The sequence below is a fragment of the Nocardia sp. NPDC046763 genome (assembly GCF_040645495.1).
In the GTDB taxonomy this organism is placed as follows: domain Bacteria; phylum Actinomycetota; class Actinomycetes; order Mycobacteriales; family Mycobacteriaceae; genus Nocardia.
The window spans coordinates 156,135-181,766 of sequence record NZ_JBEYYI010000013.1; the positions used below are offsets into that span (position 1 = coordinate 156,135).

Annotated in this window: 28 protein-coding genes; 16 read left to right on the forward strand and 12 right to left on the reverse strand. The window is 67.4% G+C overall.

The features are described from left to right. Positions 1–70 precede the first annotated feature (70 nt). From ABZ909_RS22290 to hpnE, 3 genes are all read left to right on the forward strand, one after another. A complete protein-coding gene (locus tag ABZ909_RS22290; RefSeq protein WP_357002605.1) occupies positions 71–1,474 on the forward strand; it encodes an amino acid permease in 1,404 nt (467 codons plus the stop codon). A gap of 18 nt (positions 1,475–1,492) precedes the next feature. Next, positions 1,493–3,196 carry an LCP family protein gene (locus ABZ909_RS22295; protein WP_357002607.1) on the forward strand — a complete coding sequence of 568 codons (1,704 nt, stop codon included), beginning with the start codon at positions 1,493–1,495 and terminating at the stop codon, positions 3,194–3,196. 71 nt (positions 3,197–3,267) lie between these two features. Continuing rightward, positions 3,268–4,647, forward strand: a complete 1,380-nt coding sequence (gene hpnE, locus ABZ909_RS22300; RefSeq protein WP_357002609.1) for a hydroxysqualene dehydroxylase HpnE — start codon at positions 3,268–3,270, stop codon at positions 4,645–4,647. On the opposite strand, the gene ABZ909_RS22305 is transcribed toward hpnE, so the two are convergent. Beyond that, positions 4,648–5,307, reverse strand: coding sequence for a TetR/AcrR family transcriptional regulator (locus tag ABZ909_RS22305; protein ID WP_357002611.1), 660 nt, complete (start codon positions 5,305–5,307; stop codon positions 4,648–4,650). A gap of 66 nt (positions 5,308–5,373) precedes the next feature. Here ABZ909_RS22305 and ABZ909_RS22310 point away from each other — a divergent pair, with 66 nt between their 5' ends. Both ABZ909_RS22310 and ABZ909_RS22315 read left to right on the forward strand, forming a co-directional pair. After that, a complete protein-coding gene (locus ABZ909_RS22310; RefSeq protein WP_357002613.1) occupies positions 5,374–6,414 on the forward strand; it encodes an oxygenase MpaB family protein in 1,041 nt (346 codons plus the stop codon). Positions 6,415–6,418: 4 nt separating this feature from the next. Then, positions 6,419–7,759: an oxygenase MpaB family protein gene (locus tag ABZ909_RS22315; RefSeq protein ID WP_357002615.1), complete on the forward strand. Its 1,341-nt coding sequence runs from the start codon at positions 6,419–6,421 to the stop codon at positions 7,757–7,759. A 4-nt stretch (positions 7,760–7,763) separates the two neighbouring features. On the opposite strand, the gene ABZ909_RS22320 is transcribed toward ABZ909_RS22315, so the two are convergent. The 3 genes from ABZ909_RS22320 to ABZ909_RS22330 all read right to left on the reverse strand — a co-directional run bounded on the left by ABZ909_RS22320 (position 7,764) and on the right by ABZ909_RS22330 (position 10,030). Next, positions 7,764–8,153, reverse strand: coding sequence for a hypothetical protein (locus ABZ909_RS22320; RefSeq protein WP_357002616.1), 390 nt, complete (start codon positions 8,151–8,153; stop codon positions 7,764–7,766). Positions 8,154–8,375: 222 nt separating this feature from the next. Further along, positions 8,376–9,017, reverse strand: a complete 642-nt coding sequence (locus ABZ909_RS22325) for a LysE family translocator (protein ID WP_357002618.1) — start codon at positions 9,015–9,017, stop codon at positions 8,376–8,378. 239 nt (positions 9,018–9,256) lie between these two features. Further along, a complete protein-coding gene (locus tag ABZ909_RS22330; protein ID WP_357002620.1) occupies positions 9,257–10,030 on the reverse strand; it encodes an SDR family oxidoreductase in 774 nt (257 codons plus the stop codon). Positions 10,031–10,089: 59 nt separating this feature from the next. Here ABZ909_RS22330 and ABZ909_RS22335 point away from each other — a divergent pair, with 59 nt between their 5' ends. Both ABZ909_RS22335 and ABZ909_RS22340 read left to right on the forward strand, forming a co-directional pair. Next, positions 10,090–10,449, forward strand: a complete 360-nt coding sequence (locus ABZ909_RS22335) for a helix-turn-helix domain-containing protein (RefSeq protein WP_357002622.1) — start codon at positions 10,090–10,092, stop codon at positions 10,447–10,449. Positions 10,450–10,456: 7 nt separating this feature from the next. Beyond that, positions 10,457–11,161 (forward strand): polysaccharide deacetylase family protein, encoded by a 705-nt coding sequence (locus ABZ909_RS22340; protein ID WP_357002624.1) that lies wholly within the window; start codon positions 10,457–10,459, stop codon positions 11,159–11,161. 3 nt (positions 11,162–11,164) lie between these two features. On the opposite strand, the gene ABZ909_RS22345 is transcribed toward ABZ909_RS22340, so the two are convergent. After that, positions 11,165–13,171, reverse strand: coding sequence for an APC family permease (locus ABZ909_RS22345; RefSeq protein ID WP_357002626.1), 2,007 nt, complete (start codon positions 13,169–13,171; stop codon positions 11,165–11,167). Between the two features lie 173 nt (positions 13,172–13,344). Here ABZ909_RS22345 and ABZ909_RS22350 point away from each other — a divergent pair, with 173 nt between their 5' ends. Next, positions 13,345–14,121 (forward strand): GntR family transcriptional regulator, encoded by a 777-nt coding sequence (locus tag ABZ909_RS22350; RefSeq protein ID WP_357002628.1) that lies wholly within the window; start codon positions 13,345–13,347, stop codon positions 14,119–14,121. Between the two features lie 79 nt (positions 14,122–14,200). Here ABZ909_RS22350 and ABZ909_RS22355 read toward each other — a convergent pair whose 3' ends face one another. Continuing rightward, complete coding sequence (locus ABZ909_RS22355; protein ID WP_357002630.1) at positions 14,201–14,494, reverse strand: hypothetical protein; 294 nt, start codon at positions 14,492–14,494, stop codon at positions 14,201–14,203. Between the two features lie 126 nt (positions 14,495–14,620). After that, positions 14,621–14,803, reverse strand: a complete 183-nt coding sequence (locus tag ABZ909_RS22360) for a hypothetical protein (protein ID WP_357002632.1) — start codon at positions 14,801–14,803, stop codon at positions 14,621–14,623. A gap of 393 nt (positions 14,804–15,196) precedes the next feature. Here ABZ909_RS22360 and ABZ909_RS22365 point away from each other — a divergent pair, with 393 nt between their 5' ends. Next, a complete protein-coding gene (locus ABZ909_RS22365; RefSeq protein WP_357002634.1) occupies positions 15,197–15,427 on the forward strand; it encodes a DUF397 domain-containing protein in 231 nt (76 codons plus the stop codon). Between the two features lie 86 nt (positions 15,428–15,513). Next, positions 15,514–16,401, forward strand: coding sequence for a helix-turn-helix transcriptional regulator (locus tag ABZ909_RS22370; protein ID WP_357002636.1), 888 nt, complete (start codon positions 15,514–15,516; stop codon positions 16,399–16,401). A gap of 123 nt (positions 16,402–16,524) precedes the next feature. Here the strand turns inward: ABZ909_RS22370 and ABZ909_RS22375 are convergent, their stop codons facing one another. The 3 genes from ABZ909_RS22375 to ABZ909_RS22385 form a co-directional block, all read right to left on the reverse strand. After that, positions 16,525–16,773, reverse strand: coding sequence for a hypothetical protein (locus ABZ909_RS22375; protein WP_157390198.1), 249 nt, complete (start codon positions 16,771–16,773; stop codon positions 16,525–16,527). Positions 16,774–17,107: 334 nt separating this feature from the next. Next, positions 17,108–17,353, reverse strand: a complete 246-nt coding sequence (locus ABZ909_RS22380) for a hypothetical protein (RefSeq protein WP_357002638.1) — start codon at positions 17,351–17,353, stop codon at positions 17,108–17,110. 70 nt (positions 17,354–17,423) lie between these two features. Further along, positions 17,424–18,011, reverse strand: a complete 588-nt coding sequence (locus tag ABZ909_RS22385) for a hypothetical protein (protein ID WP_357002640.1) — start codon at positions 18,009–18,011, stop codon at positions 17,424–17,426. Between the two features lie 144 nt (positions 18,012–18,155). Between ABZ909_RS22385 and ABZ909_RS22390 the strand changes: the two genes are divergently transcribed. Both ABZ909_RS22390 and ABZ909_RS22395 read left to right on the forward strand, forming a co-directional pair. Then, positions 18,156–18,989, forward strand: a complete 834-nt coding sequence (locus ABZ909_RS22390) for an acyl-CoA thioesterase domain-containing protein (protein ID WP_357002642.1) — start codon at positions 18,156–18,158, stop codon at positions 18,987–18,989. 147 nt (positions 18,990–19,136) lie between these two features. Continuing rightward, positions 19,137–20,552 (forward strand): lipase family protein, encoded by a 1,416-nt coding sequence (locus ABZ909_RS22395; RefSeq protein WP_357002643.1) that lies wholly within the window; start codon positions 19,137–19,139, stop codon positions 20,550–20,552. A gap of 16 nt (positions 20,553–20,568) precedes the next feature. On the opposite strand, the gene ABZ909_RS22400 is transcribed toward ABZ909_RS22395, so the two are convergent. Continuing rightward, entirely contained in the window at positions 20,569–22,119 is a 1,551-nt protein-coding gene (locus ABZ909_RS22400; protein ID WP_357002645.1) for an acyl-CoA carboxylase subunit beta, read from the reverse strand. 169 nt (positions 22,120–22,288) lie between these two features. Here ABZ909_RS22400 and ABZ909_RS22405 point away from each other — a divergent pair, with 169 nt between their 5' ends. The 3 genes from ABZ909_RS22405 to ABZ909_RS22415 all read left to right on the forward strand — a co-directional run bounded on the left by ABZ909_RS22405 (position 22,289) and on the right by ABZ909_RS22415 (position 24,482). After that, entirely contained in the window at positions 22,289–23,668 is a 1,380-nt protein-coding gene (locus ABZ909_RS22405; RefSeq protein WP_357002647.1) for an AarF/ABC1/UbiB kinase family protein, read from the forward strand. Positions 23,669–23,782: 114 nt separating this feature from the next. After that, entirely contained in the window at positions 23,783–23,998 is a 216-nt protein-coding gene (locus ABZ909_RS22410; RefSeq protein ID WP_357002649.1) for a hypothetical protein, read from the forward strand. A gap of 133 nt (positions 23,999–24,131) precedes the next feature. Then, positions 24,132–24,482 (forward strand): hypothetical protein, encoded by a 351-nt coding sequence (locus ABZ909_RS22415; RefSeq protein ID WP_357002651.1) that lies wholly within the window; start codon positions 24,132–24,134, stop codon positions 24,480–24,482. A 151-nt stretch (positions 24,483–24,633) separates the two neighbouring features. Here ABZ909_RS22415 and ABZ909_RS22420 read toward each other — a convergent pair whose 3' ends face one another. Then, positions 24,634–24,870 (reverse strand): hypothetical protein, encoded by a 237-nt coding sequence (locus tag ABZ909_RS22420; RefSeq protein ID WP_357002653.1) that lies wholly within the window; start codon positions 24,868–24,870, stop codon positions 24,634–24,636. 261 nt (positions 24,871–25,131) lie between these two features. Here ABZ909_RS22420 and ABZ909_RS22425 point away from each other — a divergent pair, with 261 nt between their 5' ends. Next, the gene (locus tag ABZ909_RS22425) at positions 25,132–25,563 is read left to right on the forward strand and encodes a hypothetical protein (RefSeq protein WP_357002655.1); all 432 of its coding nucleotides are present in this window, start codon (positions 25,132–25,134) and stop codon (positions 25,561–25,563) included. Positions 25,564–25,632: the final 69 nt, after the last annotated feature.

Sequence of the window (25,632 nt, forward strand, 5' to 3'; positions counted from 1 at the left end):
CTCGGCGCGGCCGGTGGCTCCCGATCACGAACGGCGAGTTCCGGGCGCACGCACGCGAGAGGAACCGCATTTGACAGCCTCGGAAAGGCAGCTACCGGACACCGGTACCGCACCCACGGACGACGAGGGGTATTCCCGCGGCCTGTCGCCGCGCACCATCCAGATGATCGCCATCGGCGGCGCGATCGGCACCGGCCTGTTCTACGGCGCGGGCGGCGCGATCGAGAAGGCCGGCCCGGCGCTCATCCTCTGCTATCTGGCCGCCGGCCTGGCCATCTTCGTGATCATGCGAGCCCTGGGCGAACTGCTCACCTACCGGCCCGTCACCGGCAGCTTCGCCGAATACGCCAATGAGTTCCTGGGCCGCTTCGCGGGCTTCGCCACCGGCTGGACCTACTGGGCGGTCTGGGTGGCCACCTGCATGGCCGAGATCACCGTGGCCGGCAAGTACGTGCAGTACTGGTTCGACATCCCACAGTGGGTGACCGCGCTGGTAGTGCTGGGCATCATGTTCATCGCCAACCTGGTGTCGGTGCGGCTGTTCGGCGAGGGCGAATTCTGGTTCTCCACCATCAAGGTGACCGCCATCGTGGCCATGATCGTGATCGGCGTCGGCGTGCTGATCTTCCACTTCGGCCACGCCACCAACCCGACCGTCACCAACCTGTGGAACGACGGCGGCGTGTTCCCCAACGGTTTCGGGCAGGCGCTGCTGGCCCTGCAGATCGTGGTATTCGCCTACGTCGGTGTGGAATTGGTGGGCGTCACCGCGGGTGAGGCCCGCGACCCCAAGCGCACGCTGCGCAAGGCGATCAACAGCCTGCCGTTGCGCATCGGCCTGTTCTATGTCGGCGCCCTCGTGGTCATCATGTCGGTGTCGAGCTGGCGCACCTTCCACGCGGGCCGCAGCCCGTTCGTGGAGATCTTCGAGCAGATCGGTATCCCGGGCGCGGCCGGCATCATCAATTTCGTGCTGCTGACCGCGGCGCTGTCGTCCTGCAACTCTGGCATCTACTCCACCGGCCGCATGCTGCGCAGCCTCTCGCAGCGCGAGGAGGCCCCGGCCGCCCTGGGCTCGCTGAGCGGGCGATCGGTGCCCGCGGCCGGTATCGCGGTGTCGGCGGCGGTCATGGTGATCGGCGTGGCGGTGAACTACTTCTCGCCGGACAAGGCCTTCGGCTACATCACCTCGGTGTCCACCATGGGCATCATCTTCGTGTGGGGCGTGATCCTGGTCTGTCACCTGCTCTACCGCCTCCGCGTCAAGCAGGGTGTGCTGCCGGGCAGCGACTACCGCCTGCCGGGCGCACCCGTCACCACGGTGCTCGCCCTGGCCTTCCTGGCCCTGGTCGTCGTCCTGCTGTTCTGCACCGAGGACGGCCGCAGCGCCCTCGTGGTCGGTCTGGTCTGGGGCGTCCTGGTCTGCGCGGGCTACCCCCTGCTCTCCCGCAAGCACTCGGGCAGCGCCGTATAACGGCTAGTCTCGGTGGGCATGACGCATGCTCGAGATCGTCGGGGGAGGCAATCGGCTGCGTACGACCCCGCCACGGTGCCGCTACGCCCGACGAGACCCAGCCGGTCCAGACCCCGCCCGCCCGCCGCCCGCAGCCCTCGTGAACGCCCCGAGCGAACACACCGGGCGCTGGCGGCCGGGCGGGTGGCAATGGCCCTGCTGGCGGTCGCGGCGCTGACCGCCACCGGCGCGGCCTGGCGTAGATACCATCAGGAATTGAGCGGGCTGACCATCTCCGGTGTCACTCCGGACGGCCCCAAATCCACCGGCAAGACCCAGAACATTCTGGTCATGGGCCTGGACAGCCGCCTTGACGAGCACGGCAGTCCACTGCCCCAGGACATGTACGACGCGCTCCACGCGGGGGACGACAGCGAGGGCGGCTTCAATGCGAATGTGCTGATTCTGGTGCATATTCCGGGCGACGGCTCCAAATCCACCGCCATCTCCATTCCCCGCGACGACTACGTCACCCTCGATCCCGCGTCCTGCGCCACCTCCCCGTGCAAGGGAAAGATCAAGCAGGCGTACGGATTCGCCTACGCGCGGGCCAAGGACAAGCTCACCGCCGCCGGGGTCAAGGATCCGCTGGAACTCGATCAGAAGTCCCGCGACGCCGGCCGCCTCGCCGAGAGCAATACGGTCGGCAAGTTCCTCGGCAATGTGCCCGTCGACCATTTCGTCGAGATCACCCTGGCCGCCTTCTTCCAGATCGCCGAGGCCGAACAGCCGATCACGGTGTGTCTCAACGAGGACACCTCCGACAGTTACTCGGGCGCCAACTTCAAGAAGGGCAAGCAGCAGATCGACGCCGCGCAGGCCATGGCCTTCGTGCGCCAGCGCCGCGACCCGGATCAGCCGCTGTTCACCGACCTGGACCGCACCCGCCGCCAGCAGGCCTTCATCGTGTCCCTGGCCCGGCAGCTGCAGGACGGTGGCACCCTCGGTAGTCCCACCAAGCTGCGCGCGCTGCTCGATATCGCGAAGCAGAACACCGCCATCGACAGCGGCCTGGACCCACTGTCGTTCGCGCAGCGCGCATCCGCGCTGCTCGACGACGGGCTGTCGCTGTACACGCTGCCGGTCAAGGACTTCGGCACCGACGACGCGGGAGAGTCGATCAATATCGTCGACCCGGACGAGATCAAGGGCATCGTGCGAAACCTGTTGTCCCCGGGCGATTCCGGCACCACCACGACCACCACGCCCGCACCCACCACCACGGCCATCCCGGACGCCACCGGGATCGTGCTGAACGTCGTGAACAGCTCCGGCGAGAACGGCCTGGCCGCCAAGGTCGAACAGGCCCTGGCCACCCAGGGTTTCACGCAGGGCGCCGCGACCACCGGCGCGGCCAGCGACACCACCACGCTCACCTACGGGGCGGGCGCCGAATCCGCCGCCACCGCCCTCGCGGCCCAACTCGGGCTCACCGCCACCGGATCGGCGGCCGTGGAAGCCCGGGCCGTCCAGCTCACCCTCGGTACCGACGCCCGCAGCGGACCTCTCGCGAATGTGCCGATCGACCAGGCCGATCCGGCTACCTCGGCCACCCGCACCAGGACTCCGGCCACCTCCACCACCCCGCCCGCCCCGGTCTCGGCCACCGCGCCCGGCGCCAACGCGCCCGAGGCCACCGATCTGTCGCAGATGGATACCGGCGGCATTCCCTGTGTGAGGTAACCGAATTCGCGCATGCCCCGGGCAGGGCGGGCGTAGCTTTCTTGGTGCAGGCTATGGTTCGAGGGGCGAACATGAACGATCCGCGGCGCTACGTGGTCATCGGCGGGGGATTGGCGGGATTGGCGTCGGCGGTCTGGCTGGCCGAGGCCGGAAAGCAGGTCACGCTCCTGGAACGGCGCGGACGCCTCGGCGGGCGCACCCATGCGCTGGAGGTCGCGCCGCTGCGCGATATCCCCGACAACGGCCAGCACGTGATCGCCAGCGGCTACGAACATCTGTTCCGATACCTGACCAGTGTCGGCACCCGCCAGTACGTGACCTTCCCGCAGCAAGGTGTCCTGCGCTGGCCCGGCGGGCGCACCGCGATCATGGGCACCACCGGTTTTCCCGCGCTGCGGGCCCTGTTCGGCGCGCATCCCGACGCGAGCATCGGCGACCGGCTGCGCGCAGCCACGGCCACCCTCCGGATGGGGTGGCAGTGCCTGCGTCAGCCCGGTGACCTGGCCGACCTCACCACCGACCAGTGGTTCCGGCGGCTCGGCATGCCCGCCACCGCGCGCGAGGCGCTGTGGGACTGGCTGGCGCTGGGCATCGCCGCCGAACCGGTGCGGCAGGAGTCGGCCAAGGTGTTCGCCGACGTGCTGGCCACCGGAATCCGGCTGGGTGTCAGGCATTTGCGGCCCGTCAGCATCGGCTATCCCACCACCGACCTCGACACCCTGTTCGTCTCCGGCGCGCAGCGGGTGTTCGACCGGCACGGGGTGCAGGTGAGGCACCGGGCGGTGGCCCGGCGCATTCGCATCGAGGACGGCGCGGTGACCGGTGTGGTGCTGGCGGGCGGCGAGGTGCAGCCCGCCGACGCCGTGGTGTGCGCGGTGCCCAACTCCTACATCGGCGGCCTGCTCGACGAGCTACCCGAGCACGACCGGATCTATTCGGCCGCCGACAAACTCGGCTACACCCCGATCGTCAGCACCAACCTGTACCTGGACCGCCCACTCGGCACCAAGGCCGCCATGGAGGCGCTCATCGGCGGCGCGGGCATCGTCGACGAGGTCTTCGATCGGCAGCGCATGCACGGGCGCGGCACCCTCGACGGCTGGCTGTACTGCCTGACCACCAGCGGCGCCTACGAGCAGATCCACAAGCCGCACCACGAGGTGGTGGACGAACAGATGGCGTTGCTGCGGCGCTACTATCCCGACGCCGCGGACGCGAAAGTGGTGCACGCGCAGGTGGTTCCGATGCCGCGGGCCACGTTCTCGCAGGTGGTCGGCACCGATGGGCTGCGGCCGGGGCAGCGCACCTCGGTGCCCACGCTGGTGCTGGCGGGGGATTGGACCCGAACCGACTGGTCGGCCACGATGGAGAGCGCCGCCCAGAGCGCGGCGAGGGCCGTGGATCTGCTGCTGGCCCTGCCCGCCGCCCGCCACGTCGACCAAACGGTTTGATTACTCGCGTTCTGCTCGCACCGGCGGCTCCCGGAAGAAGTTCAGGATCAGCCGCGTGATGTCGGCCAGGAACCGTTCACGGGGAATGGGTGGAGCGTCGAGCAGGTAGCGGATGGTCAGATGCTCGACCGTGCGCACCAGCATCCAGGCCGTGGCATCGGCGTCCACCACGACCGGAATCGGATACGGACGCATGGACAGCGCCACCCGGGCCAGCTCGCCGATCTGCTGCTCGAACGCCACCACCGGCCCGTCCGCACCCAGCCGCGGCGTCTGCTCGACCACTGCGCGCAGCAGCTCACGGTCATTGCCCAGGGCGTCCATCAGATACGAAATAGTTTCCGGCACCGACACTTCCGGCGGTCTGCCGATATTCGACAGCACCCGCGCCCGGACCCGCTCTGCCACGTCGCGGGTGTAGCGTTCGATCACCGCAGCCACCACCGCGTCCTTGTTCGGGAAGTACTGATACAGCGAGCCCGGGCTGATCTTCGCCGCCGCGGCAATCCGATTGGTGGAGGCGCCGTCGTAGCCGTGCGTGATCAGCACCTGCTGCCCGGCGTCGACGATGCGCGCCACCATGGCGCGTGAGCGCTCCTGCTGCGGGGTGCGGCGCGGCGGTGGAGCGGGCGTTTTCGGGGTGCGGCGCTTCGATGTCATGGCGTTTCGGGCGAGATTCGGAATGCGAATTGAATGCGAGTAAATAGTCGTGTCAGCGTGGGAAACATGGTGTCACACAGCGCGGTATCGGACCAGGGCAAGGAACCGGCGCACCCTCTCCGACATGATCAGTTGCCGCTCGGGCCGGAAACACTGACCTGGAAGACCTTCGGGTCCCTGTACTTTCTGCCCAGCGCCCTGTTCGTCGGCATGGTGCAGAATATGCATCCGGGGCTCGGGGCCGGCGTGGAATTCCACTCCGAGATCCACGACGAGTTCTATCAGCGGATCCTGCGCTCGCTGTACCCGATCTACGGGGTGGTGTTCGACGGCGGCCGCGCCCGCGACACCGCCCGTGAGATCGTTGGATACCACCGCGACATCAAGGGCGTCGACGCGCGCGGGCGCCGGTATCACGCCCTGGATCCCGGCACCTTCTACTGGGCGCACGCGGTGTTCTTCGTCCAGAACCTGCGCGCCGCAGACCTGTTCATGGGCGGGCTGAACGAGGTCGAGCGCGAACAACTCTGGCGCGAGCACTACCGCTGGTACGAGCTGTACGGCATGAGCATGCGGGTGGTGCCGCCGAGCTGGCCCGCCTTCCAACGCTATTGGTGCGACATGTGCCGCGACACCCTGGAACCGACGAGGGCGGCCCGCGATGTCTTCCATCTCGTGGACACCGTGCCGGTGCCGCCGTTCCCGCTGGTGCGGCAGCTGCCGAAACCACTGTGGGAGCACCTGATCCGCCCGGCCGGCGGACGGTTCTACCGGTTCGTCACCATCGGCCTGTGCGATCCGGAGATCCGCCGCACCATGGGGTTCACCTGGACCGCCCGTGACCAGCGCCGCTTCGACCGGCTGTGCCGGACACTGTCAGCCATGAACCGGGTGACACCCGACTCGGTCAAATACTTCTTCCCCCGCATCCACGCCGCCCGCCGCCGCGTGGCCGGGAAACGTCCCGCGTGGCTGCCGCCGCCCGAAGCGCCCGAAATATTGTGGCCCGCAGCCGAACACCGCGCCGACCCCAAGCACTACTGCCCGGTCCACGCCGACCGCGGTGCCGACTCGATCACCAGATTCCGCCAGCTGACAGGGTTTTGACGCCATGACCGAGGGTCTCGAAGCGACACGGTCGCATCCCTACGATTACTACTACCGCCCGGGCCTGCCGCTGCGCCCGCCACCGCCGCGCGCCGTGCCCTCGAAGCTGTGGTTCGAACCGCGAAAGGCCATGCTGGGTCCGTGGATCGACGTGCGACCCGAGCCCGTCGACACCCCGCGCGCCCGGATGATGGCCGACCACCTCTGGCAGGGTGACGAACCCATGGACGCGCTGGTGGCGGCATTCCGGCGGCTCGGCTCCGCGGGCGGTCGGCGAATGCTCGACCAGGCGCTTGCCCACGGCATCGACAGCGTCGAGGATCCACTGCCGGAACTCGTGAATCTGTTCGCGCTGCTGGACAATCCACCGGGCTGGTACGACCCCGACCTGTGGGAGTACGGCCGCCGGCTCTGGATCAATGTGTCGCTCGCCGGGAAGATGGCGATGGGTGTGCAGGACTTCATGGGTACCTTCGTGGGGGCGGAGGTCGCCTCCGCGGTCGGGCAGACGGGTCGTTTCGTCCGGGATCCCTACCGCCGCAATCTCGAATCCTCGGTCTGGTTCCGCAGTGTCACCGCACCGCGAGCGCTGGAGCGCCGCAACCCGATCTTCCACGACACCGTCCGAGTCCGGCTCATGCACGCCCAGGTCCGTGCGATGCTCCGGCGAACCTGGGGCGATGAGCATTTCGCCGAGCACGGCAACCCCATCTCCACCGCCACCACCATGGGCGCGGCCGTCACCTTCGGTCTGTCACCGATGTGCTTCGACCACGTGCACGGCCGGCGGTGCACCACCCGCCAACTCGACGCGGTCATGCACTACTGGGCTTACATCGCATACGTTTTCGGCGTCCCCGACGAACTCATTCCCCGCAGCGCCGCCGAGGGCATGGAGCAGGCCGACTTCATGGTCGCGACCGCCGGAGTGGCCCCACGGTGGACGGCCACCATGGTGGGTGCGGCCACCCGTCGCTTCACCACGGCCACACCGACCGGTCGCCTCCAAATAGCCGCTACCGCACCGCTTCTGGGTGCGCTGGCCTACTACAGCAGCGAACCCCTGGTCCGCACTCTGCTGGCGGAAACACCCCTGGAGTCGGTACCCCTGCGCCCGTTCGCACAGCTGGTGGGCCTGGCCGCCACCACCGGGGTGCGCCTGCGCGCCCTCGACGACCACCTCCCCGGCGCCCGCGCCCGCATGGTCCGCCGCGCCCGCCACATCGACCCCATGTGGGACCGCAACACCCGGGTGGCCCGCTACCTCGCCGCCCGCGTCGGTATCCGCGGCACGCCCTTCGACCACCACGACACCTCCGCCGAAACCACCCACTGCCCGATCTGATCCGCTAACCCTGCGTCCCGGCAATGCTCAGGTACACGACCATGATCGTGAACAGAAACCACGCCGCCCCCTGCCAGATCGGCCACGCCCGCTCCGCCCGCCACGCCCGGAACGCGATCACCAGCGCCCCGATTCCCCCGAACAACAGAACCCCACCCGGCACCAGCCCCACCACAACCCGGGAGGTGCCATCACACAGGCTCGACCCCGCATTGAGGCATGCAGGCCGTGCCGCCGCCCAAACCAGCACGACGACCGCAACAACCGCGGTCCCGCCGAGCACGGCCAGCACATAGGTGGTCGCATGCCGCAACATCGACGGATCATTCCACCGCTTCTCCACGTCGTTCACCATGACCACACCACCTCCGCTCAGCGCCCGATCCGTACCCACCGGTACCACCATGGTCGTCCTGCACGCCACCTCCCGCCACGCCGAACACCACCGCGTCGTACCCCCTGGCTTCCACCGGATACCGCACTTACATGCGCAAGCCGAATCGAATACCGCGCACCCCCACTTCCCGACCACTCGTTTCGACACGCCCTCGAACAAGACCGAACAGAGAGTGCGGCGCTCCGTTCGGCGGGCACCGGATGACGGCCCGAGACGTGTTCAGCGGGCGTCGGCGGCCAGGCCCAGGCCCAGGCCGACGAGGATGGCGGCGAGGGTGCGCTCGATGCGGCGGCGGATTCCGGTGCGGCGCAGCCAAGCTCCGGCGCGGTCGGCGGCGAGGACGACGCCGATGCACCAGGTGGTGTCGATGGCGAGCTGGATGACGGCCAGGATCAGGACCGTGGGGAGGACCGGGCCGCTCGAAGGTAGGAATTGGGGGAGGATCGTCAGGCCGAAGACCGCGGCCTTCGGGTTGGCGGCGATGGAGATCAGCGATGCCCGGAAGGCGGAGGCCGGGGTGCGGCCGCCGGGCAGGGCCGAGGTCAATGCGGCGCCGAAGGCGTCGTCGCCCCGCGATCCGTGCCAGGCCTGGATGCCGAGCCACACCAGCACGACCGCCCCCAGCAGATGAATGCCCACATTCAGCACCTGGTTGGCCACCAGCAGCGCTGACAGCCCCGCGCCGCCCGCCAGCGTCCAGCCGAAGATGCCGATCTCATTGCCCGCCACCGCCGCCAGCCCGGCGGCCCGGCCGTCCCGGACCGACCGCTGCAGGAACAGCGCGGTGGCCGGACCCGGCAGTGCGGCCAGAATCAAACAGGCGAGTGTGAAGGTAGGAAGTACCTCGATCCAATGCGGCATCCGTCGATGCTGTCACCGCCGCCCCGGCCCGGCCAGCGGATTGTGCTGCGCGAGTCGACTTCGCACCCCCATTCGGCGAGTCTCGCCACAACACGCAATCATTCGGCCAGCCGGAACCCGACCCTCGCCTGTCGCCGGCCAAATGCTCCAGCGCCTGCCACCTCGTCCCTCCGAACATGCCGGCCTGCTGCGCCGCCTCGGGCGTGGGCGGATCGCCACGCCGAGGCACAGCCGAAGAGTCAGCCTTCCGAGGTCGCCTGTGCGCCGACCGCCTCGGACAGGTAGTCCTGGCCGCCGACGTACACCGTGTGGCCGGGTGGGGTTTCGAGGGTGGTGGCGTCGGCGACGGCGGTGGCGAAGTCCTCGACGGTCGGCAGGTCGCCCTGGTCGCGCCGGGCAGTGACGGCATCGGGGTCCCGGCGTTCGAGCAGGCGCACGATGATGGTGCCGTCGATCATGTCGCCGGATACCACGGTGAAACCGACACCGCGGCTGGTGAATTCGCCGGTCATGGCGCGCAGGGCGTCCTCGCCGGCGCGCTTGCTCGCGGCGATGGGCTCGTAGCCGGGCGGGACCTCGTGGGTAGGGGAGAAATGGGCCTGGTGGCTGGTAACGAAGACGATGCGACCGCCCGCGGGGAGATGCGGCAGCGCGAGCCGGGTCAGGCGAGCCTGGGCGTCGCGGTTGAGGAGCATGGCGTAGCCGGGGGCTGCGTCGCGTTCCAATCCGCCGGAGGCGTTGAGCACCAACACATCCAATCGGCCGAACTCGGCGACCACCCCGTCGATGAGGGCCCGCGCGCTGTCCGGGTCGGCGATATCCGCTCCCGCCGCCGACGCGCTACCGCCCGCGGCGGCAATCTCGGCGGCCAAGGTCTCCGCGCGTTTGCGCTTCTCCCGGTAGTTGACGACCACGTGGTCGCCGCGGGCGGCCAGCACCCGCGCGGTTTCCGCGCCGATGCCGCGGGAGGCTCCGGTGATCAGGACGATGCGCTGGGTATCCGTTGTCGCCATCAGCGACCTCCATCCACTGTATTGCTTCTAATCCAGAAGTACTAGATTGATACTTCGAAATGAGAAGCGCAAGTCAGCCACCCCCCGCCAACAGCCGCGCCGACGCCTCGGCCACCCCGCTGCTGGCCGCCATGGACCTGCTCGGCCAGCGCTGGATGTTGCGCGTGATCTGGGAACTGGAGCCCGGTGCGCTCGGCTTCCTGGAACTGCGCCGGCGCATGGGCAATTGCTCGTCGAGCATGCTGTCGGTGCGACTGCAGCGGCTGGTGGAAGCCGGTGTGGTGGAAAAGAAGCCGGACAAGTCCTACGAATTGACCACTGCTGGAGTGGAATTGGGCGATGCCCTGGAACGGGTTTGGCGGTGGTCGGAGCGCTGGGCAGGTAGCCTCGAGCGCGCAGGGGGCGAGGACGAGGCTTAGGAACGGGATGAAACGCAGGCTGCTCATCGGCGGCGCGCTCACGCTGGTGGTGCTGGCCCTGATCTCCGTCGGGCTGTACACCCTGATGAACTCGCGCACCTACCAGGTGGCCGGCCGCATCGTGCCGCGCGTCGACACCACCGACAAGATCGTCGCCCTCACCCTCGACGACGGCCCCGGCGAGCGCACCCCCGAGATCCTGAAAACCCTTGCCGACGCGGGTATTCCGGCCACCTTCTACCTCATCGGCGGCGAACTGGCCGCCCATCCCGACCAGGGCCGGGCCATCGCGGCCTCCGGCAACGAGATCGGCAATCACACCTACCACCATCAGCGCATGATCTTCGTGACCCCTGGCTTCGTGCGCGACGAGGTGGAGCGCACCGACGCCGAGATCGCGAAAACCGGCTACCAGGGCCCGATCACGTTCCGGCCGCCCAACGGCAAGAAGCTCTTCGCCCTGCCCTGGTACCTGTCCCGCCACGATCGCACCACGGTCACCTGGGACGTCGAGCCCGACTCCGGCAAGGCGCCGACCACCGACCAGATCGTGGCGGAGACCCTGTCGAAAGTGCGCCCGGGCTCGATCATCCTGCTGCACGCCATGTATGCGACCGGCGCGCCCTCGCTCGCCGCCATTCCCCGCATCGCCCGGGCGCTGAAGGATCAGGACTACCGCTTCGTCACGGTCTCGCAGCTGCTCGCCCGTTAGCGCTCAGGCCGCGTCGCCGGATCCGGTGATACCGCGCCGGATCTCACCGGGCGTGTGCTCCTCCCGCGGTACGGCCCGGGCGCGCGAGGAGCGCAGCTGCCAGGGCACACTGGTCACCATCACCCCGGGCTCGAACAGCAATCGCGCCTTGAGCCGCAGCGAACTCTGGTTGTGCAGCAGGTTCTCCCACCAGCGCCCGACGACGTACTCGGGGATGAACACGCTCACCACATCGCGCGGCCGCGACTTGCGCTGGCGTTTGATCTCTTCCAGTACCGGCCGGGTGATTTCGCGGTACGGCGATTCGATGACCTTCAGCGGAATCCCGACCTGGTAGGACTCCCAATCCCGGGCGAGGTAGCGGGTGTCGGCGTCGTCCACGTTCACGGTCACCGCGGTCAAGGTGTCGGGCCTGGTGGCGCGTGCGAACTGGACGGCGCGCTGGGTCGCCTTGTGCCAGCCCGACACCAGCACCAGTGCGTGCACCCGCCCCGGCAGCGTCTCCAGATCGTCCCGGTCGATCTCCAGTTCGGCCCGCACCGACGAGTAGTGCCGGTGGATCAGCCACATGATCGCCACCAGCACCGGCATGGCGATGACCACCAGGTACGCGCCATGGGTGAATTTGGTGATCATGACGACCACCAGCACCACCCCGGTGAAGCAGGCGCCGAAGGCATTGATGAAGCGCGCCCGGTGGATTCGCAGGCGTTGAGCTCGGCCCTCGACGGTGTTCAGCTCCTTGTTCCAATGCCTGACCATGCCCGTCTGGCACAGGGTGAAGGAGGTGAACACGCCCATGATGTAGAGCTGGATGAGCCGTGTGGTCGACCCGTCGAAGGCGTAGATCAGCCCGCCGGCCACCACCGCCAGCAGAATGATGCCGTTGGAGAAGGCCAGCCGGTCGCCTCGGGTGTGCAGCTGCCGCGGCATGTAGCGCCGCTGCGCCAGGATCGAATTCAGCAGCGGGAAGCCGTTGTAGGCGGTATTGGCGGCCAGGATCAGGATCAGCGCCGTGGTCACCATCAGGTAGTAGAAGGCGATGCTGTGCCCGCCGAACACCGCCGCCGAGATCTGCGCGATGACGGTCTTCTGCGCGTCGGTCCGGCAGTCGCCCTCGAATCCGATGAGATCGCAGGCATTTTCGACCACCCGGGTCTTGGTGATCATGGCCAGCGCCGTGACGCCCGAGAACATGACGATGGCGATGACGCCCATGGCGGTCATGGTGCGGGCGGCATTGAGCGCCTTGGGCTTCCGGAACGCGGGCACCCCGTTCGAGATGGCCTCGGCGCCGGTCAGCGCGGTACATCCGGAGGAGAACGCCCGCAACAGCAGGAACGCCACCCCCGCGGTCGAGAGGCCGACCTGCTCGGCGTGAATCTGATAGTGCGCGCTCTCCGCCACCGGCGTGTGCCCGAGCAGTGTCTGGCCCAGCCCCACCGCGATGAGCGCGAACACGCCGAGAATGAATCCGTAGGTGGGAATCGCGAAAGCCCGCCCGGATTCCCGGACGCCGCGCAGATTCATCGCGGTCAGGAAAACGACGAATACGAGATTGACGGCCACCCGGTACGGATTCAGATCCGGAATGGCGGAAATGATGTTGTCCACTCCGGCGGCCACCGATACCGCGACGGTCATGACATAGTCGACCAGCAGCGCCGCCGCCACGACCAGGCCGGGCAGTGCCCCCAGGTTCTCGGCCACCACCTCGTAGGAGCCGCCGCCGGACGGATACGCCTGCACCACCTGCCGATACGACAGCGCGACCACCGCCAGCAGCACCACCACGCCCGCGGCCACCACCGGGGTCAGATGGAGGTAGGCCAACCCGCCCAGGGTCAGAATGAGCAGGATCTCCTGCGTGGCGTAGGCGACCGACGACAGTGGGTCACTGGCGAAAATGGGCAGCGCGAGCCGCTTGGGCAGCAGGGTCTCCCCGAGCCGATCACTGCGAAACGGGCGTCCGAGCACGAGTCGTTTGGCTACGTCGATCGGTGAAACCACGCTCGGAGCCTAGGGCGGAAAACCGTATGAATCGGAACCCCGTGCCGTATGGATTTCGTAAAGATACTGAACAGTCCGGTGCTATCTCTTGCGAGTCCGAGACTTGTGCGGTTGATCGAACAACCACCTAGACTGTCTGGGACGTAGTCGAGGATTTATGGAGAGGTGACACGATGGGAGACCGGACGGTCGTCGCCGACGTTGCCGACGAGTTGGCACGCCGTGTGGCATCCGGGGAGTACGAGCCCGGTGGTCTGATGCCGTCCGTCCGCCAGGTCGCCGACGAATTCGACCTGAATCGTGCTACGGCGCAATTGATTCTGGGCCGCCTCGAATCCTACGGGTTCGTGGACGCGTACCGCGGCAAGGGATTCGTCATCCGGGATGTGCGCACCGAGGGCGGCGTGGATGTGTACCGCCGGCTGTTCCGGCTGTCCATGCCGGATCCGGAGATCGCCGCAGATATGTTCGGCAATATCGTCGACGAGGAACGCGGCATCGCGCTCGAGGCGCTGCTGGCCTACACCGGCGGCGAGCGTGCCCTCGATCCGGCGGTCCTCAAGGACGAGATCGACGAACTGGAAACCCTTGCGCGCGGCGCGGACCCGGATCCGTATCGCATGCTGAGCATCGAGCTCGGGCTGCTGCGTCGGCTGCTCACCGCGCTCGGGCACACGGTGCAGCGCGCGGTGCTCAATTCCATCGGCGAGATGGTGCTGGAGGTGCCGGAGGCGGTCGAGGCCTATTTCGCGGTCTCGCCGGATCTGCATGTGCTGGTGTGGCGGGCACTGGTCGCGGTGTGGGAGTCGGACAGCGGGCCGAGTCAGGCGCAGCTGGCGCTGTTCGAGGATCTGTTCGGCATGTACCACCGGAAGGTGGTGGCGCGCTTCGAGGAACTGGTCGGCGCGGCCGGGGCCGAGTCCGCCGGCGAGGTGGCCGCGACGGCCTGAACGGGCTGGACCGACCCGATCACGCCCGTTTCAAATCCGACGGGTCGGTTTCGTCTCAGACAACCCCGCTTGGCAGAAATTATTGCCCGATCACGGCATTCATGATGGTGCCCGCGCTCGTCGCCAGAATGCCGCCGATGAGCGCGCCCGCGACCTGCTTGGGAGCCTGCACCCCGCCACCGCTCCACTTCTCCCAGGCGAAGCGGCCACCCGCATAGGTGATGGCCAGCACTCCGGAGAGCAGGACGAACCAGGTGAAATAGCGGACCAGCCGCAGCAGCTTGTCGGCTACCGGCGGCGTCTCCGGGGTCGGGTTGAAGATCTGTGCGTGCTGAAGCTGCGTCAGCAGCTCGTGGGCGGCAGTGTGAAACATCGCGGCGCTCTTCCACGTGATGGCATGTCCATCTCCGGGGTACCCGCCGGACGTGGTGCCGCGCAAGGGAAGTCGCGCTCCGATCGGTCATCGGGCGTGGACGCGCGAAAGCAATAGTGCGCGCGCTCAGTCCACGTCGTTGTCCGCGGACAGATAGGCTATGGCCGCCAGATACTGTCGGCACGCGAAGTGTTGATCGTGCGCGCGCAGAATGGCGCGGGCCTGACGATAGGTGAGGGTGCGTGGTTCGACCGCACAATCATCGGGAATATCGTTGCAAGCCGCGACATCGGTGGGACGGACGAGCATCTGCGTCATAGGATGCCTCTGGCCGATTAGGGGATGATCTACCGAGTCTAGGAGCTCGGATCGTGCAGATGCAAGCACATCTGCACACTCAAATCCACTGTCCCCGCACGATTCCGGCGTCACGTGACTTTTCGGACAACTGGTTCCGGAGCAATCGGACGAACGGGACCAACTAGCCGGGATTGTCTGAAATCCTTCGCAACTTCGCCTGGCCTTTCGGTGAACCAAGATCGAACCTGTTGTGTTGCAAAGGATGTGCTGCTCCGAGGGCATCGATAGCCGGCAATCTGCGTGCTATCGTCGTGCTTGCGGTTGCAACTGTAAGTACACCTGACCGAACATTTGCAAGTACTGGGACCACCGTCTGCGGGCGGTACTGGCAAGGAGTCTGAAATGACGGACATCTCGGCAACTCCCATCGATCGCTCGAACCTGTTGTGGCGCAAGAGCACCTTCAGCAATCCCAGTGGTAACTGCGTGGAGATGGCTCCCATGGCCGACGGGCAGGTGGCCGTGCGCAACTCGCGTGACCCCGAGGGCTCGCTGATCGTGTACACGCGGCCCGAGATCGACGCGTTCCTACGCGGCGCGAAGAGTGGAGAATTCGACGACCTCGCGCGCTGAGCGGTAGCATTGGCAATCGGCGCGGTGGTTCGCGACAGACGGTTGTGAGTCCACTGCCGGCAAACCCGAGCATCGGAGTGGACCCCATGATCGCAGAACCTGTTGCCCACGATCGGGCGGATTCCGCTGTCGCCGAACGTGGCCCGACTGCACTGCGTATCGCGGTCGGCAGCCAGCTACGGAAGCTGAGGGAACTCAGCGGTATTACGCGCGAAGCGGCGGGTGACCACATCCGCGGGTCTCACGCCAAGATCAGTCGTCTGGAACTCGGGCGGACCGGATTCAAGGAGCGCGATATCCGGGATCTGTTGGCGCTGTACGGCGTTGACGATCCCGGTGAGCGTGAGCAGTTTCTCGAACTGGTTCGCAAGGCGAATCAGCCGGGGTGGTGGCATCGCTACAGCGACCTGCTGCCGCCCTGGTTCGAAACCTATCTAGGCCTCGAGCACGCGGCGAAATCCATTCGTACCTATGAGGGTCAGCTGATCCCGGGTCTGCTGCAGACCCCGGACTACGCGCGCTCGATAGTCGCCCTCGGGCACGATGCTGATGGAGAACGCCGCGTCTCGCTGCGCCGGCGTCGCCAGGAGCTACTCACCCGCGACGGTGCGCCGAGCTTCTGGGCTGTGCTGGACGAGGCGGTGCTGCATCGCCCCGTCGGCGGCCCCGGTGTGCTCCGCGGCCAGATCGAGCACCTTATCGACATGTCCAAATTGCCCAATGTGACCATTCAGGTGCTGCCCTACGCGGCGGGTGGCCATGCGGCTGCGGGCAGTTCGTTCACCATGCTCCGCTTCGCCGAGGCCGAACTCCCCGACATCGTCTACCTCGAGCAGTTGACCAGCGCGCTGTACCTGGATCGCCGCCAGGATCTGGAGCTCTATCGTCAGGTCATGGATCAGCTGAGCGTCCAGGCGGAGCCGCCGGAGCGCTCCCGCAAAGAGCTGGCGCGGATTGCTGCGGAGCTCGACTGAGCTCCGCGCTTGTCCCCAGCGGCGGACGGAAGGTCCGCACACACGGACAAGGGGCCCCTCGTGGGGCCCCTATCAGCGTGCCGTGGACCTGACGAGTCGGCCTGCGGCACGGCCGGATTCGGATTACTGCCTGATGAAACTGGAGGCGATGCGCCAGAACGCCTCCGGTTGCATGCTGTGCAGATCCCAGTCGTTCACCATGGCATGCGCCGTGGTGACGATCCGCTCGATGTCGAAATCATACCGAGTGGCCGCTCCTGTGGATTCGACCTGGCGGATGACGAAAGCGGTTGCCGTCTCACGTGAATAGGTTTGCTCCGGCTGACTTCTGTCGGCAAACCCGAGTCGGCTGAGGTTGATTGGCTGATTCATTCGAACGCCCCTGACGCCAGGCCGACGGCTCACCGTGGGCGAAGAATCGCCGGTGATTCACCGCTCGGCACTCTGGTTGTCCCCTTATTGGATGCCTTGCACGACGAGTCTATGACCGTGCGTTGCGCAGATGCAAGTACATCTGCAACATCGAATTCGCAGCGCCAGAGTACTTTTCGGTGTGCTACGAGTTTGCGAAACGAGGGTTGGCAAAAGGTTGCAAGCGCCCCTGAGCACGGCTTTTCCAGTACTTCCGATCGAAAGTTCTGCCGGGAATGGACTGTTCCGCTTTATCCAGGAATTAGCGGAAGATCAAACTCGGCCCTCGAGGTGATCAAACTCGTCCCTGGCGAGCGGAGTCGTGCCGCATCGCGGCTTTGACCCGGCGATGCTCGATGATCATCAGGCCGATTCCGAATCGCAGGCACACCGTGCCGGCGAGCCCGCACAGCGCGCTCCAGGTGAGTGCGCCGTAACCAGCGGTCGTCAAAGTCAAAGCGATCGCGACGATTCCGGCTGCGGCCAGAATCGGTCCCGGGAGATTGTGGGTGTCGTCGTAGGCGGGCGAAGTGACAGGCATCAACACTGTCCTTTCTCCGGGGGTATTGCAGAGCCGATAACAACTGGATACCCGGGACGGTTCGGGCGAATCACACCGCTGTAGATCCATGTTCACACCGGCCGTCGGTGATGCCCAGATCGTCCAGCAGGCCGAGGAACGCGCGCGCATAGGGTGATGCCGCGGTTTCGGCCCGCACCCGCCCCCAATCGACCTGAGCGCGCAATTCCCGCGCGATGTGCAGCAGCCGGGTGAAATCCAGCCGCTGTGGATCGGACACGGTGAGCTCGTCCACCAGGAAGTCGGCGACGGTGACCACCGGCGCGGCGATCGACCCGATGGGCAGCCGCTCCGCCCGTGCCAGCAGTTCATCGGTGACAGGACGGTAGTTCGGGCGGAACACCAGATCGACACGAATATCGCGGTCGTACAGTGTGGTCCGCTCGGCGTCGGCGGCCGGCAGCGGCGGCCGCAGTCCGGCGGCGGCGAGCAGGCGCTGCCCACGGGCCACATCCGCGGGCCGCAGCAGCACGTCGACCTCGGAATGCGGGCCGCTGACCGGCCCGCCACGCGCGTAGACCGCGCAGTCACCGGTGAGCGCACAGGGAATGTCGTTGTCCTGCAGGACGTGCACGGTGAGCGTCAGGGTGCCGAGCAGCCGGTCGATGGTGCGGACCATAGCGATGGCGTACCCGTGGTCTCGCGGGCTAATCCGGACCGGTGCCGGCCCGTCCAGCGGGCCCTGGATTGAAACGGGTTTCACGCGTGTGTTAGGTCTGGAAAGAAGTGGATCGATCAACCTGAGTGGACGGGAGCCGGTGCCGTGGTGGATGTGCCCGCGTATTTCGACGAGGTGGACGGCGGTTTCTTCCCGACGCCGTTCGCGGCCAGCGAGTGGTCCTCGGCGCAGGTGGTCGGCCCGGCCCTGACCGGCCTGCTGGCCCGTGAGCTCGAACGCGCGCACGCCACCGACGGGTTCGTGCCGGTGCGGCTGACCGTGGACCTGTTCAGCGCGGCGCGCTTCGAGCACACCACCACCCCGACCGTGCGGGTGCGCGACGGCCGCCGGATCCGGGTCGCGGACGTGAGCGTGGTGCAGGGCGGCACCGTGGCCGCGCGCGCCACCGCGGTGCTGCTGCGGCCGGCCGAGCAGCCGCCGGGGGAGCTGTGGCATCGGGAGCGGGAGCCGCAGCCGCCGTCGCTGGAGATCGCGCCGCCCTCGCCGCTGCCGCGGACGCCGCTGTTCAACAGCGGGGAGGACTCGCCGGTGTGGAGCTCGGTGCCCACCGACCATGAGAACAACCTCCGGAAACGTACCTGGCAGAACCCCATCCGGGTGGTGACCGGCGAGGAGCTGACCCCGTTCGTGCGGGTCGGGGTGGTGGCCGAGGCCACCAGCATGATGACCAACTGGGGCGACAAGGGCATCGGGTTCATCAATACCGATATGACACTGGGCCTTTCCCGTCAGCCCGAGGGCACCGAGATCGGCGTGCAGGCCGACAGCCATTTCAGCGAGCACGGCCTGGCGGTCGGCGTCGCGACCCTGTTCGACCGGACCGGCTCCTTCGGTAGCTGCATGGTCACCTCGGTGTCCAATGCCGGACGCCAGATCAGCAATGCGCAGCTGGACATGGTGATGCGCCGGAGGATGTGAAACACGACCCTACGGGCACGGGCCGGTCTCGATGTGGCGTCGAATCGACAAGTCCGGAGTGTCGGATCAGAGTGCCCCAGTAGGCTCGGGCGCGCGAGAGACCAGGAGCTGGCCCGTTCGAAGACCGTTCTGATCCGTGGGGGTGTTGTGCTGCATCGTCTGCGAAATATCGCCGGTGCCTTGATGATCGGGTGGTGCGCGATCGTCGGCTACGGTGCCGCACCGGGATTCGCGCAACCACCCCACATCGGAGCACCGGCGATTCCGCCCGGTCCGCCCGGAATCGCCCCGCCCTCACTGCCCGACATCCAGCACTGGATCGACGAGGTGATCCCCGCGCCGCCCCTGGCACCGGCCCAGGCGGACTCGCCGCTGGTCGACGCCGCCCAGCTGACACCGGATTTGGCGGCGCTGCGGGCCGCGACCATGCCCGCCGCCATCGGTGACTCCTTCGTCGACGACTGGCCCGACGGGCTCGACGACGTCGACCCGGGCGACATCGTCGCGGTCCGCGACGTAACCGCGACGGCCGCACCCACACTGATCGTGCCCGTGCGGCAGGTGCTGCAGCTGAAGTACCGCACCAACGACTCTCACGACGAGTCCTCCTACGGAATCGCCAGTCTGGTGCTGCCGGTGGGAGATTGGACCGGGCCGGGGGAGCGGCCGGTAGTGGTCAACAACCTGCCCATCGACGCGCTGGGCCGCGACTGCAACCCCAGTTACACGCTCGCACACGGCTTCTCACGGGCCTCCAACTTCACCGGGTACATCCTGCCCACCACCCAGCTGGCGCTGCTGCGCGGCTACGCGGTGCTGATCACCGACCATGAGGGACCACGGATGGCCTACGCCGAGCCCATCGTGGCCGGGCACGCCGTCCTCGACGCCATTCGCGCGGTCCGCAATCAGCTGCCGGACGAGCTGGGGGACAGCAAGTTCGGCATGATCGGCTACTCCGGCGGGGCCATCGCCACCAATGGCGCGGTGAAGCTCATGTCCGAGTACGCACCCGAGCTGTCCGACGTGGTGGTCGGCGCGGCCCTGGGCGGCGTGCCCGCGGATTTCAGCCTGCTGGCGCACTCAATGAACGCCAATCTGGCCTCGGGGGTGTTCCTGGGTGCGGTCTTCGGTATCGGCCGCGAGCGGCCCGAAATCCTGGCCCGCATGAACCATCTGGCTCAGTGGGTGGCGGTGTCGGTGCTCAACAGCCAGTGCAGCGAGGTCTTCACGGTGCCGGGCGTGCTGCAGCTGCCCATCGACATCGCGGCCGATACCCCGGACCCGCTGGACAGCGATCTAGCGCACGAGATCTACAGCATCACCCGTATGGACGGCAAGAAATCGCCTGTGCCGCTGTTCATCTTCAACGGCGAGCAGGAGTTCTGGGTACCCGCGGTGGGCGCGAAGAACCTCTACCAGGAACAGTGCGCACTCGGCGTGCCGGCGGTCTATCGCAGCGTGTTCGGCGAACACTTCATCGCCGCGGCCACCGGCTATCCGGAATCGCTGAGCTGGCTGGACCAGCGCCTGCAGGGTGTGCCCGCGCCCAACGAATGTTGACCGCGGGCAACGGTTCTCAGATCGGGAACAGGTTGTGCTTGCGTGGGTTGTGCTTGCGGACCGCGTTCTTCTCGCGCAGCAGGCGCAGCGCCTTGCGGATCTCGAGGCGGGTGGCCGACGGCTCGATGACCGCGTCGATGTAGCCGCGCTCGGCCGCCACCCACGGGTTGTCGATGAGCGCGTTGTAGAAGTCCACCATCTGCTGCCGCACGGTCTCGCGCTGCTCGGGCGGGGTGGCGGCGAGGGTCTTCTTACCGGTGACGGTGACCATGCCGTCCGCGCCGATGACCGCGATACGGGCGGTCGGCCACGCCAGGTTGATGTCGACGCCGAGCTGCTTGCAGCCCATGACCGCGTACCCGCCGCCGTACGCCTTACGGGTCACGATGGTGACGATCGGAACCGTGGCCTCGATGAGCGCGCGGAACATGCGGCCGCCGCGCTTGATGACGCCGTTGCGCTCCTCCTCGAGACCCGGCAGCACGCCGGGGGTGTCGACCACGTAGACGAGCGGGATGTTGAAGGCGTCGCACAGACGGATGAAGTACGCACCCTTGTCCGAGCATGCCGCGTCCAGCGCACCGCCCAGCACCATCGGCTGATTGGCGATGACACCGACCGGCCGGCCGTCCACGCGGGCGAATCCGGTGATGAGGTTCTGCGCGGCGGCCTCGCCGATCTCGAGGAACCCGCCGTCGTCGAAGATGCGCAGCAGCACCTCGTGCATGTCGTAGCCCTGGCGATCGGAATCCGGGATGATCCGGTCCAATTCGCGATCGGAGTCGGTGAGCTCGGGCTCCAGGCCGGGGTTGATGATCGGCGGCTGCTCGAGGCAGCTGCTCGGCAGGTAGCTCAGGTACTCGCGCGCCCAGTGCAGGGCGTCGGCCTCGGTTCTGGCCACGTGGTGCAGCAGTCCGTTGCGAGCCTGGACGGCCGCGCCGCCCAGCTCCTCGGCGGAGATCTCCTCGCCGGTGATGCCCTTGATGACCTCGGGCCCGGTCACGAACATGTACGAGTCGTCGGTGGCGACCAGCACGTCCATGTTCACCGGCCCGTACACCGAACCGGCCGCGCACTTACCGAACATGACCGCGACCATCGGCACGTAGCCCGACAGGTCCTCCTGCAGCCGGCACATGGTGGCGTACCAAGCCAGCGCCGTGACGCCCTCCTGAATGCGCGCGCCGCCGGAGTCGTTGATCACGACCACCGGGCACGCGTTGTTGTACGCGAATTCCATGGCGATCCGGACGCGGCGGCCGAAGGTCTCGCCGACCGAGCCACCCTGCACCCCGGAGTCGTGGGAGATCACCACGATCGGGCGGCCGTCGACGGTGCCACGCCCGGTGACCACGCCGTCGCCGTAGAGGGCGTTGGGCTGACCGGGCGACCGCATGAGCGCGCCCATCTCGACGAAGCTGCCCGGGTCCAGCAGCATCGTGACGCGTTCTCGGGCGCTGGCGACGCCTTTGGCAAGACGCTTCTGGATGCCCTTCTCACCGGTGGGTTCCTCGGCGATCTCCAGGAGCTTGCGCAGTTCCGCCAGCTTTTCCGCTGTACCCGTCATTACCTCGGTCTTGCCTTTCCGCCGACATGAGTTTGGGCCCGATCGTGCCCGTGCCGAGCCGGATTGCGACTCGACCGCCCACGGTACCGTGCGGTGTGGACCCGAAACTACTGAACGTGTCGGTAACCTATGCCGCGGTGTTAGCTGGGTCAGCGATACACTGCGGCGCGTGAGCTCACCTATGACTGTGCGAGCGGGGACGCCCGAGGTGATCCGGCCCGACCTCGACACCTTCGGGTTCTCGGAGTGGCGGCGGACCGCCGTGGTCGGTGCGGTACTGGGCGGCTCCGTCGTGGGCAGCGTGCTGCGCGGCGGCCTGCGTCCCGCCAAGCGCAAGCGTGCCGCGGCCGAGGGCCTGGTGAACGGTTTCGAGACGCTCGGCCCGATGTTCGTGAAGCTGGGCCAGCTCATCGCGTCCTCGCCGGGTGCGTTCCCGCGCGAGCTGGCCGATGCCTGCCTGCGCTGCCTCGACGACGTCCCGCCCTTCGCTGCCGCGGACGCCCGGGCCATCATCGAGGCCGATCTGGGCAAGCCGATCTCGGAGCTGTTCCGGGACTTCGACGACGAGCCGCTGTCGGCGGCCTCCATCGCGCAGGTGCACGCGTGCGTGCTGGCCGATGGCCGGCCCGCGGTGGTGAAGGTGCAGCGGCCCGAGATCGCCCGGCGCATGATCGTGGATCTGCGCGCGGCCATGCGGCTGGCTCGCACGCTGGAGAAGCGGTCGGAGAACGCCCGCGTCGCCAATGCCCAGGCGGTGGTGCGGGATCTGTACGAGGCGACCGTCGCCGAGCTGAACTTCCTCATCGAGGCGGACAACCAGACCCGCGCCCGCGACCATCTGACGGCCTTCGGCGACAACACCAATGTGGCGGTGCCCGAGGTGTATTGGGAGTACTGCGCACCCCGGGTGCTGTGCATGGAACGCATGCGCGGCATGCCCCTGGACCGCTTCGACGATATCCGCGCGGCGCACCCCGAGCCGGAGCTGCTGATCCGTCGCCTGGTGAAGGCGTGGATGGAATCGGTTGCGGTGCATGGTCTCTTCCACGGTGACGTGCACGCCGGCAACCTGTGGCTGCTCGACGACGGCCGGGTCGCCATGCTCGATTTCGGCATTGTCGGCCGGATGGAGTCCGAGTGGCGCGAGTTCGTGCGCGCCCTGTTCTACGCCAGCTCCATCGACAACGACTTCCGTCCGGTCGCCCGCGCCCTGCGCGCACTGGATCTGGTCGCCGATGACAGCGGTGACGACGCCACCCTCGGCCGCCAGCTGGCTGTGGCCCTGGGCCCGGTGCTCTCGGGCAGCCTCGACAAGCTCGATCTCGGCGTGGTCACGGCCCGCCTGCTCGAATTCGGCAAGCGCCGCGGCGCGTCCGGCCCGCAGCAGCTGGTCATGATGGGCAAGCAGCTCGGCTACTTCGAGCGCTACGCCGTGGCCCTGGCACCCGGCTGGAAGCTCGGCCGCGACCTGTACCTGTTCCGCAATATCTTCCCCGCGGAGGTGGCCGCCAAGGCCGCCGAGGACGGCGTCACCCTCCCGACCGACTGACAGCGGCCGTCCGCGCGCGGTCAGCACACCGTCGGTGGCTCGTCAGCGGCGGGCGGCATTGTTCTTCTCGTAGCCGGAAACACCAGCTCCGGCACGGGCACGAGGAGAACAACGATGTCGAACAAGAACGTCCTCGCCGAGATGATCGCCGGCCGGCTGGACCAGGCCCGGACCCGGGCCGAGCGGAGTGTGCGGGCCGCGTCGGTGGCCCGGGCGCGCGCCGGGCAGCAGCCGTTCCCGCGGCTGAGCAGGGCCGAGGTGAAAGAGGTGCGCGCGGAGGCGCGGGCACAGGCGAAGCGCATGGTCGCGGAGCTGACCGGAAAGGCGTGAGGGCCGGCCGGGACGGCGTACGGCCGCGGTGTGAAAGCCTGAGAGAAGAGCCAGGAAACGCTCAGGCTACGACCAGTATCGCCCGGCACTGTGGATGACGGAAACAGTGTCGGGCGAGCGCGTGAGGTGCGGAATGGTCGAAATCGAGGTCTCCGGAACCACTGTGACGGTGCGTGTTACCGGCGCTCACCGGCTGCTCGCGCTGCGTGATCACGTCAGCTTCGACCTGTCACAGGTCACCGCTCTCGCCCCCGCGCCGGTGGATCTGCGCCCGCCGTGGGTGCGGGCGCCGGGCACGTTCTTCCCGGGCGTGATCGCCGCGGGCATCTTCCGGGGAAAGGGCCGGAAAGAGTTCTGGGATACGCGGTTCGGCGGTCAGGGCGTGTTGATCGATCTGGCGGGTTCGGAGATCACCCGCCTGGTCGTGGATGTCGTTGATCCCCAGCTCGCACTGCGGCAGCTGTCCTCGGCGATGGCGGCCTGATCGGGCGACAGCGGCCGGATTCATCGCGGCGGCTGCATTCCCCGGGGTCGAAGCCGCTCGTGCCGGAAGCCTTTGTCGCGAGGCGGAAGCCTTTCGCGTGGCTGCGGCACGAGGCGAGCGGGGCGGACGGATGGACGGACGCGGGATTGTGTCAGGGAGTCGGGCAGAGGAATCCACCGGCGGGTGGCGGAACCGGAATGATCCTTTCCGGCGCCGGTCCCACCGGGACATTGCCGGCGGGAGCCGGTGCGTAGGGCGCCACCGCTCCGGGAGCGTCGGGGGGCGTCCCGATATCACCCGAACCCCACGCCGCGGAGGGGTTCATGGTGAATACGGCAGTACACACGAACGCACTGACGACCAGGCCGATGGCTTTCTTTCGTGTCATGGAATCGGACGGTACAACCAGCTGAATGCAATTCGTGGGAGGCAACGTCGCCTCGGAATGTCGCCGACCTGCTGATCATGTGTTCAGGACCTTGAATTCGGCTGCGACACAAGAATACTGATCGGTCGGAATTTAGAATTTTCAAATTGTTGGGTTATGGGCTGCGTCAGCACACGTTTCGATGACGAACGGGCGTGTCTGCGAGATATTCGCCCGATTCTATTGTTCACTGCCCGGGTTGACCGACCGGGAGGAAGCCGAATGACCGCTGGGCCGTGTTCGAGGATTGCTATCGCGGGGGCGCTCACGCTGGCCCTTTCCGCCGCAGTGACCGCCACCTCGCACCCCGGCCTCGCCGCGGGATCGTGCGGGGCGAGCCTCGGGGACTTTCGCGGTGAATTCACCGCGGCGGAGGACTCCTCGAATGTGCTGAGCTTCGACGGCGAGGGCGGCATCGCTTTCCGCAGTGGTCGGTTCGGGACCGGTGAGGGCATCTACGCGGTCATTCCGTCCGGTGGATTCTCGGCCGCGCTACGTCTGACCGACAGCGGCGAGGATGTGGACCGGCCGGGCAATCAGACGGCGATGGTGAAGAGTACCTCCTTCATCTGCCCGCTGCCCGGGACCATAGTCGGGAATTTCAATTCGCTCGATCAGAGTGGTCGGCGATTCAACTATGTGCGGTCGATCTGACCAAATCATGTCCGCTGTGGGACATGGGTTTTCGGAGTTCAGTGCACGCTCGAGTGCTGGTCGGTCGTG

What these genes read in the sequence shown, in the direction of transcription:
- ABZ909_RS22295 (WP_357002607.1), top strand. Translation starts at nt 1,493, where the DNA reads ATGACGCATGCTCGAGATCGTCGGGGGAGGCAATCGGCTGCGTACGAC.
- hpnE (WP_357002609.1), top strand. Translation starts at nt 3,268, where the DNA reads ATGAACGATCCGCGGCGCTACGTGGTCATCGGCGGGGGATTGGCGGGA.
- ABZ909_RS22305 (WP_357002611.1), bottom strand. Translation starts at nt 5,307, where the DNA reads ATGACATCGAAGCGCCGCACCCCGAAAACGCCCGCTCCACCGCCGCGC.
- ABZ909_RS22310 (WP_357002613.1), top strand. Translation starts at nt 5,374, where the DNA reads ATGGTGTCACACAGCGCGGTATCGGACCAGGGCAAGGAACCGGCGCAC.
- ABZ909_RS22315 (WP_357002615.1), top strand. Translation starts at nt 6,419, where the DNA reads ATGACCGAGGGTCTCGAAGCGACACGGTCGCATCCCTACGATTACTAC.
- ABZ909_RS22325 (WP_357002618.1), bottom strand. Translation starts at nt 9,017, where the DNA reads ATGCCGCATTGGATCGAGGTACTTCCTACCTTCACACTCGCCTGTTTG.
- ABZ909_RS22330 (WP_357002620.1), bottom strand. Translation starts at nt 10,030, where the DNA reads ATGGCGACAACGGATACCCAGCGCATCGTCCTGATCACCGGAGCCTCC.
- ABZ909_RS22335 (WP_357002622.1), top strand. Translation starts at nt 10,090, where the DNA reads ATGAGAAGCGCAAGTCAGCCACCCCCCGCCAACAGCCGCGCCGACGCC.
- ABZ909_RS22340 (WP_357002624.1), top strand. Translation starts at nt 10,457, where the DNA reads ATGAAACGCAGGCTGCTCATCGGCGGCGCGCTCACGCTGGTGGTGCTG.
- ABZ909_RS22350 (WP_357002628.1), top strand. Translation starts at nt 13,345, where the DNA reads ATGGGAGACCGGACGGTCGTCGCCGACGTTGCCGACGAGTTGGCACGC.
- ABZ909_RS22355 (WP_357002630.1), bottom strand. Translation starts at nt 14,494, where the DNA reads ATGTTTCACACTGCCGCCCACGAGCTGCTGACGCAGCTTCAGCACGCA.
- ABZ909_RS22360 (WP_357002632.1), bottom strand. Translation starts at nt 14,803, where the DNA reads ATGCTCGTCCGTCCCACCGATGTCGCGGCTTGCAACGATATTCCCGAT.
- ABZ909_RS22365 (WP_357002634.1), top strand. Translation starts at nt 15,197, where the DNA reads ATGACGGACATCTCGGCAACTCCCATCGATCGCTCGAACCTGTTGTGG.
- ABZ909_RS22370 (WP_357002636.1), top strand. Translation starts at nt 15,514, where the DNA reads ATGATCGCAGAACCTGTTGCCCACGATCGGGCGGATTCCGCTGTCGCC.
- ABZ909_RS22375 (WP_157390198.1), bottom strand. Translation starts at nt 16,773, where the DNA reads ATGAATCAGCCAATCAACCTCAGCCGACTCGGGTTTGCCGACAGAAGT.
- ABZ909_RS22380 (WP_357002638.1), bottom strand. Translation starts at nt 17,353, where the DNA reads ATGCCTGTCACTTCGCCCGCCTACGACGACACCCACAATCTCCCGGGA.
- ABZ909_RS22385 (WP_357002640.1), bottom strand. Translation starts at nt 18,011, where the DNA reads ATGGTCCGCACCATCGACCGGCTGCTCGGCACCCTGACGCTCACCGTG.
- ABZ909_RS22400 (WP_357002645.1), bottom strand. Translation starts at nt 22,119, where the DNA reads ATGACGGGTACAGCGGAAAAGCTGGCGGAACTGCGCAAGCTCCTGGAG.
- ABZ909_RS22410 (WP_357002649.1), top strand. Translation starts at nt 23,783, where the DNA reads ATGTCGAACAAGAACGTCCTCGCCGAGATGATCGCCGGCCGGCTGGAC.
- ABZ909_RS22415 (WP_357002651.1), top strand. Translation starts at nt 24,132, where the DNA reads ATGGTCGAAATCGAGGTCTCCGGAACCACTGTGACGGTGCGTGTTACC.
- ABZ909_RS22420 (WP_357002653.1), bottom strand. Translation starts at nt 24,870, where the DNA reads ATGACACGAAAGAAAGCCATCGGCCTGGTCGTCAGTGCGTTCGTGTGT.
- ABZ909_RS22425 (WP_357002655.1), top strand. Translation starts at nt 25,132, where the DNA reads ATGACCGCTGGGCCGTGTTCGAGGATTGCTATCGCGGGGGCGCTCACG.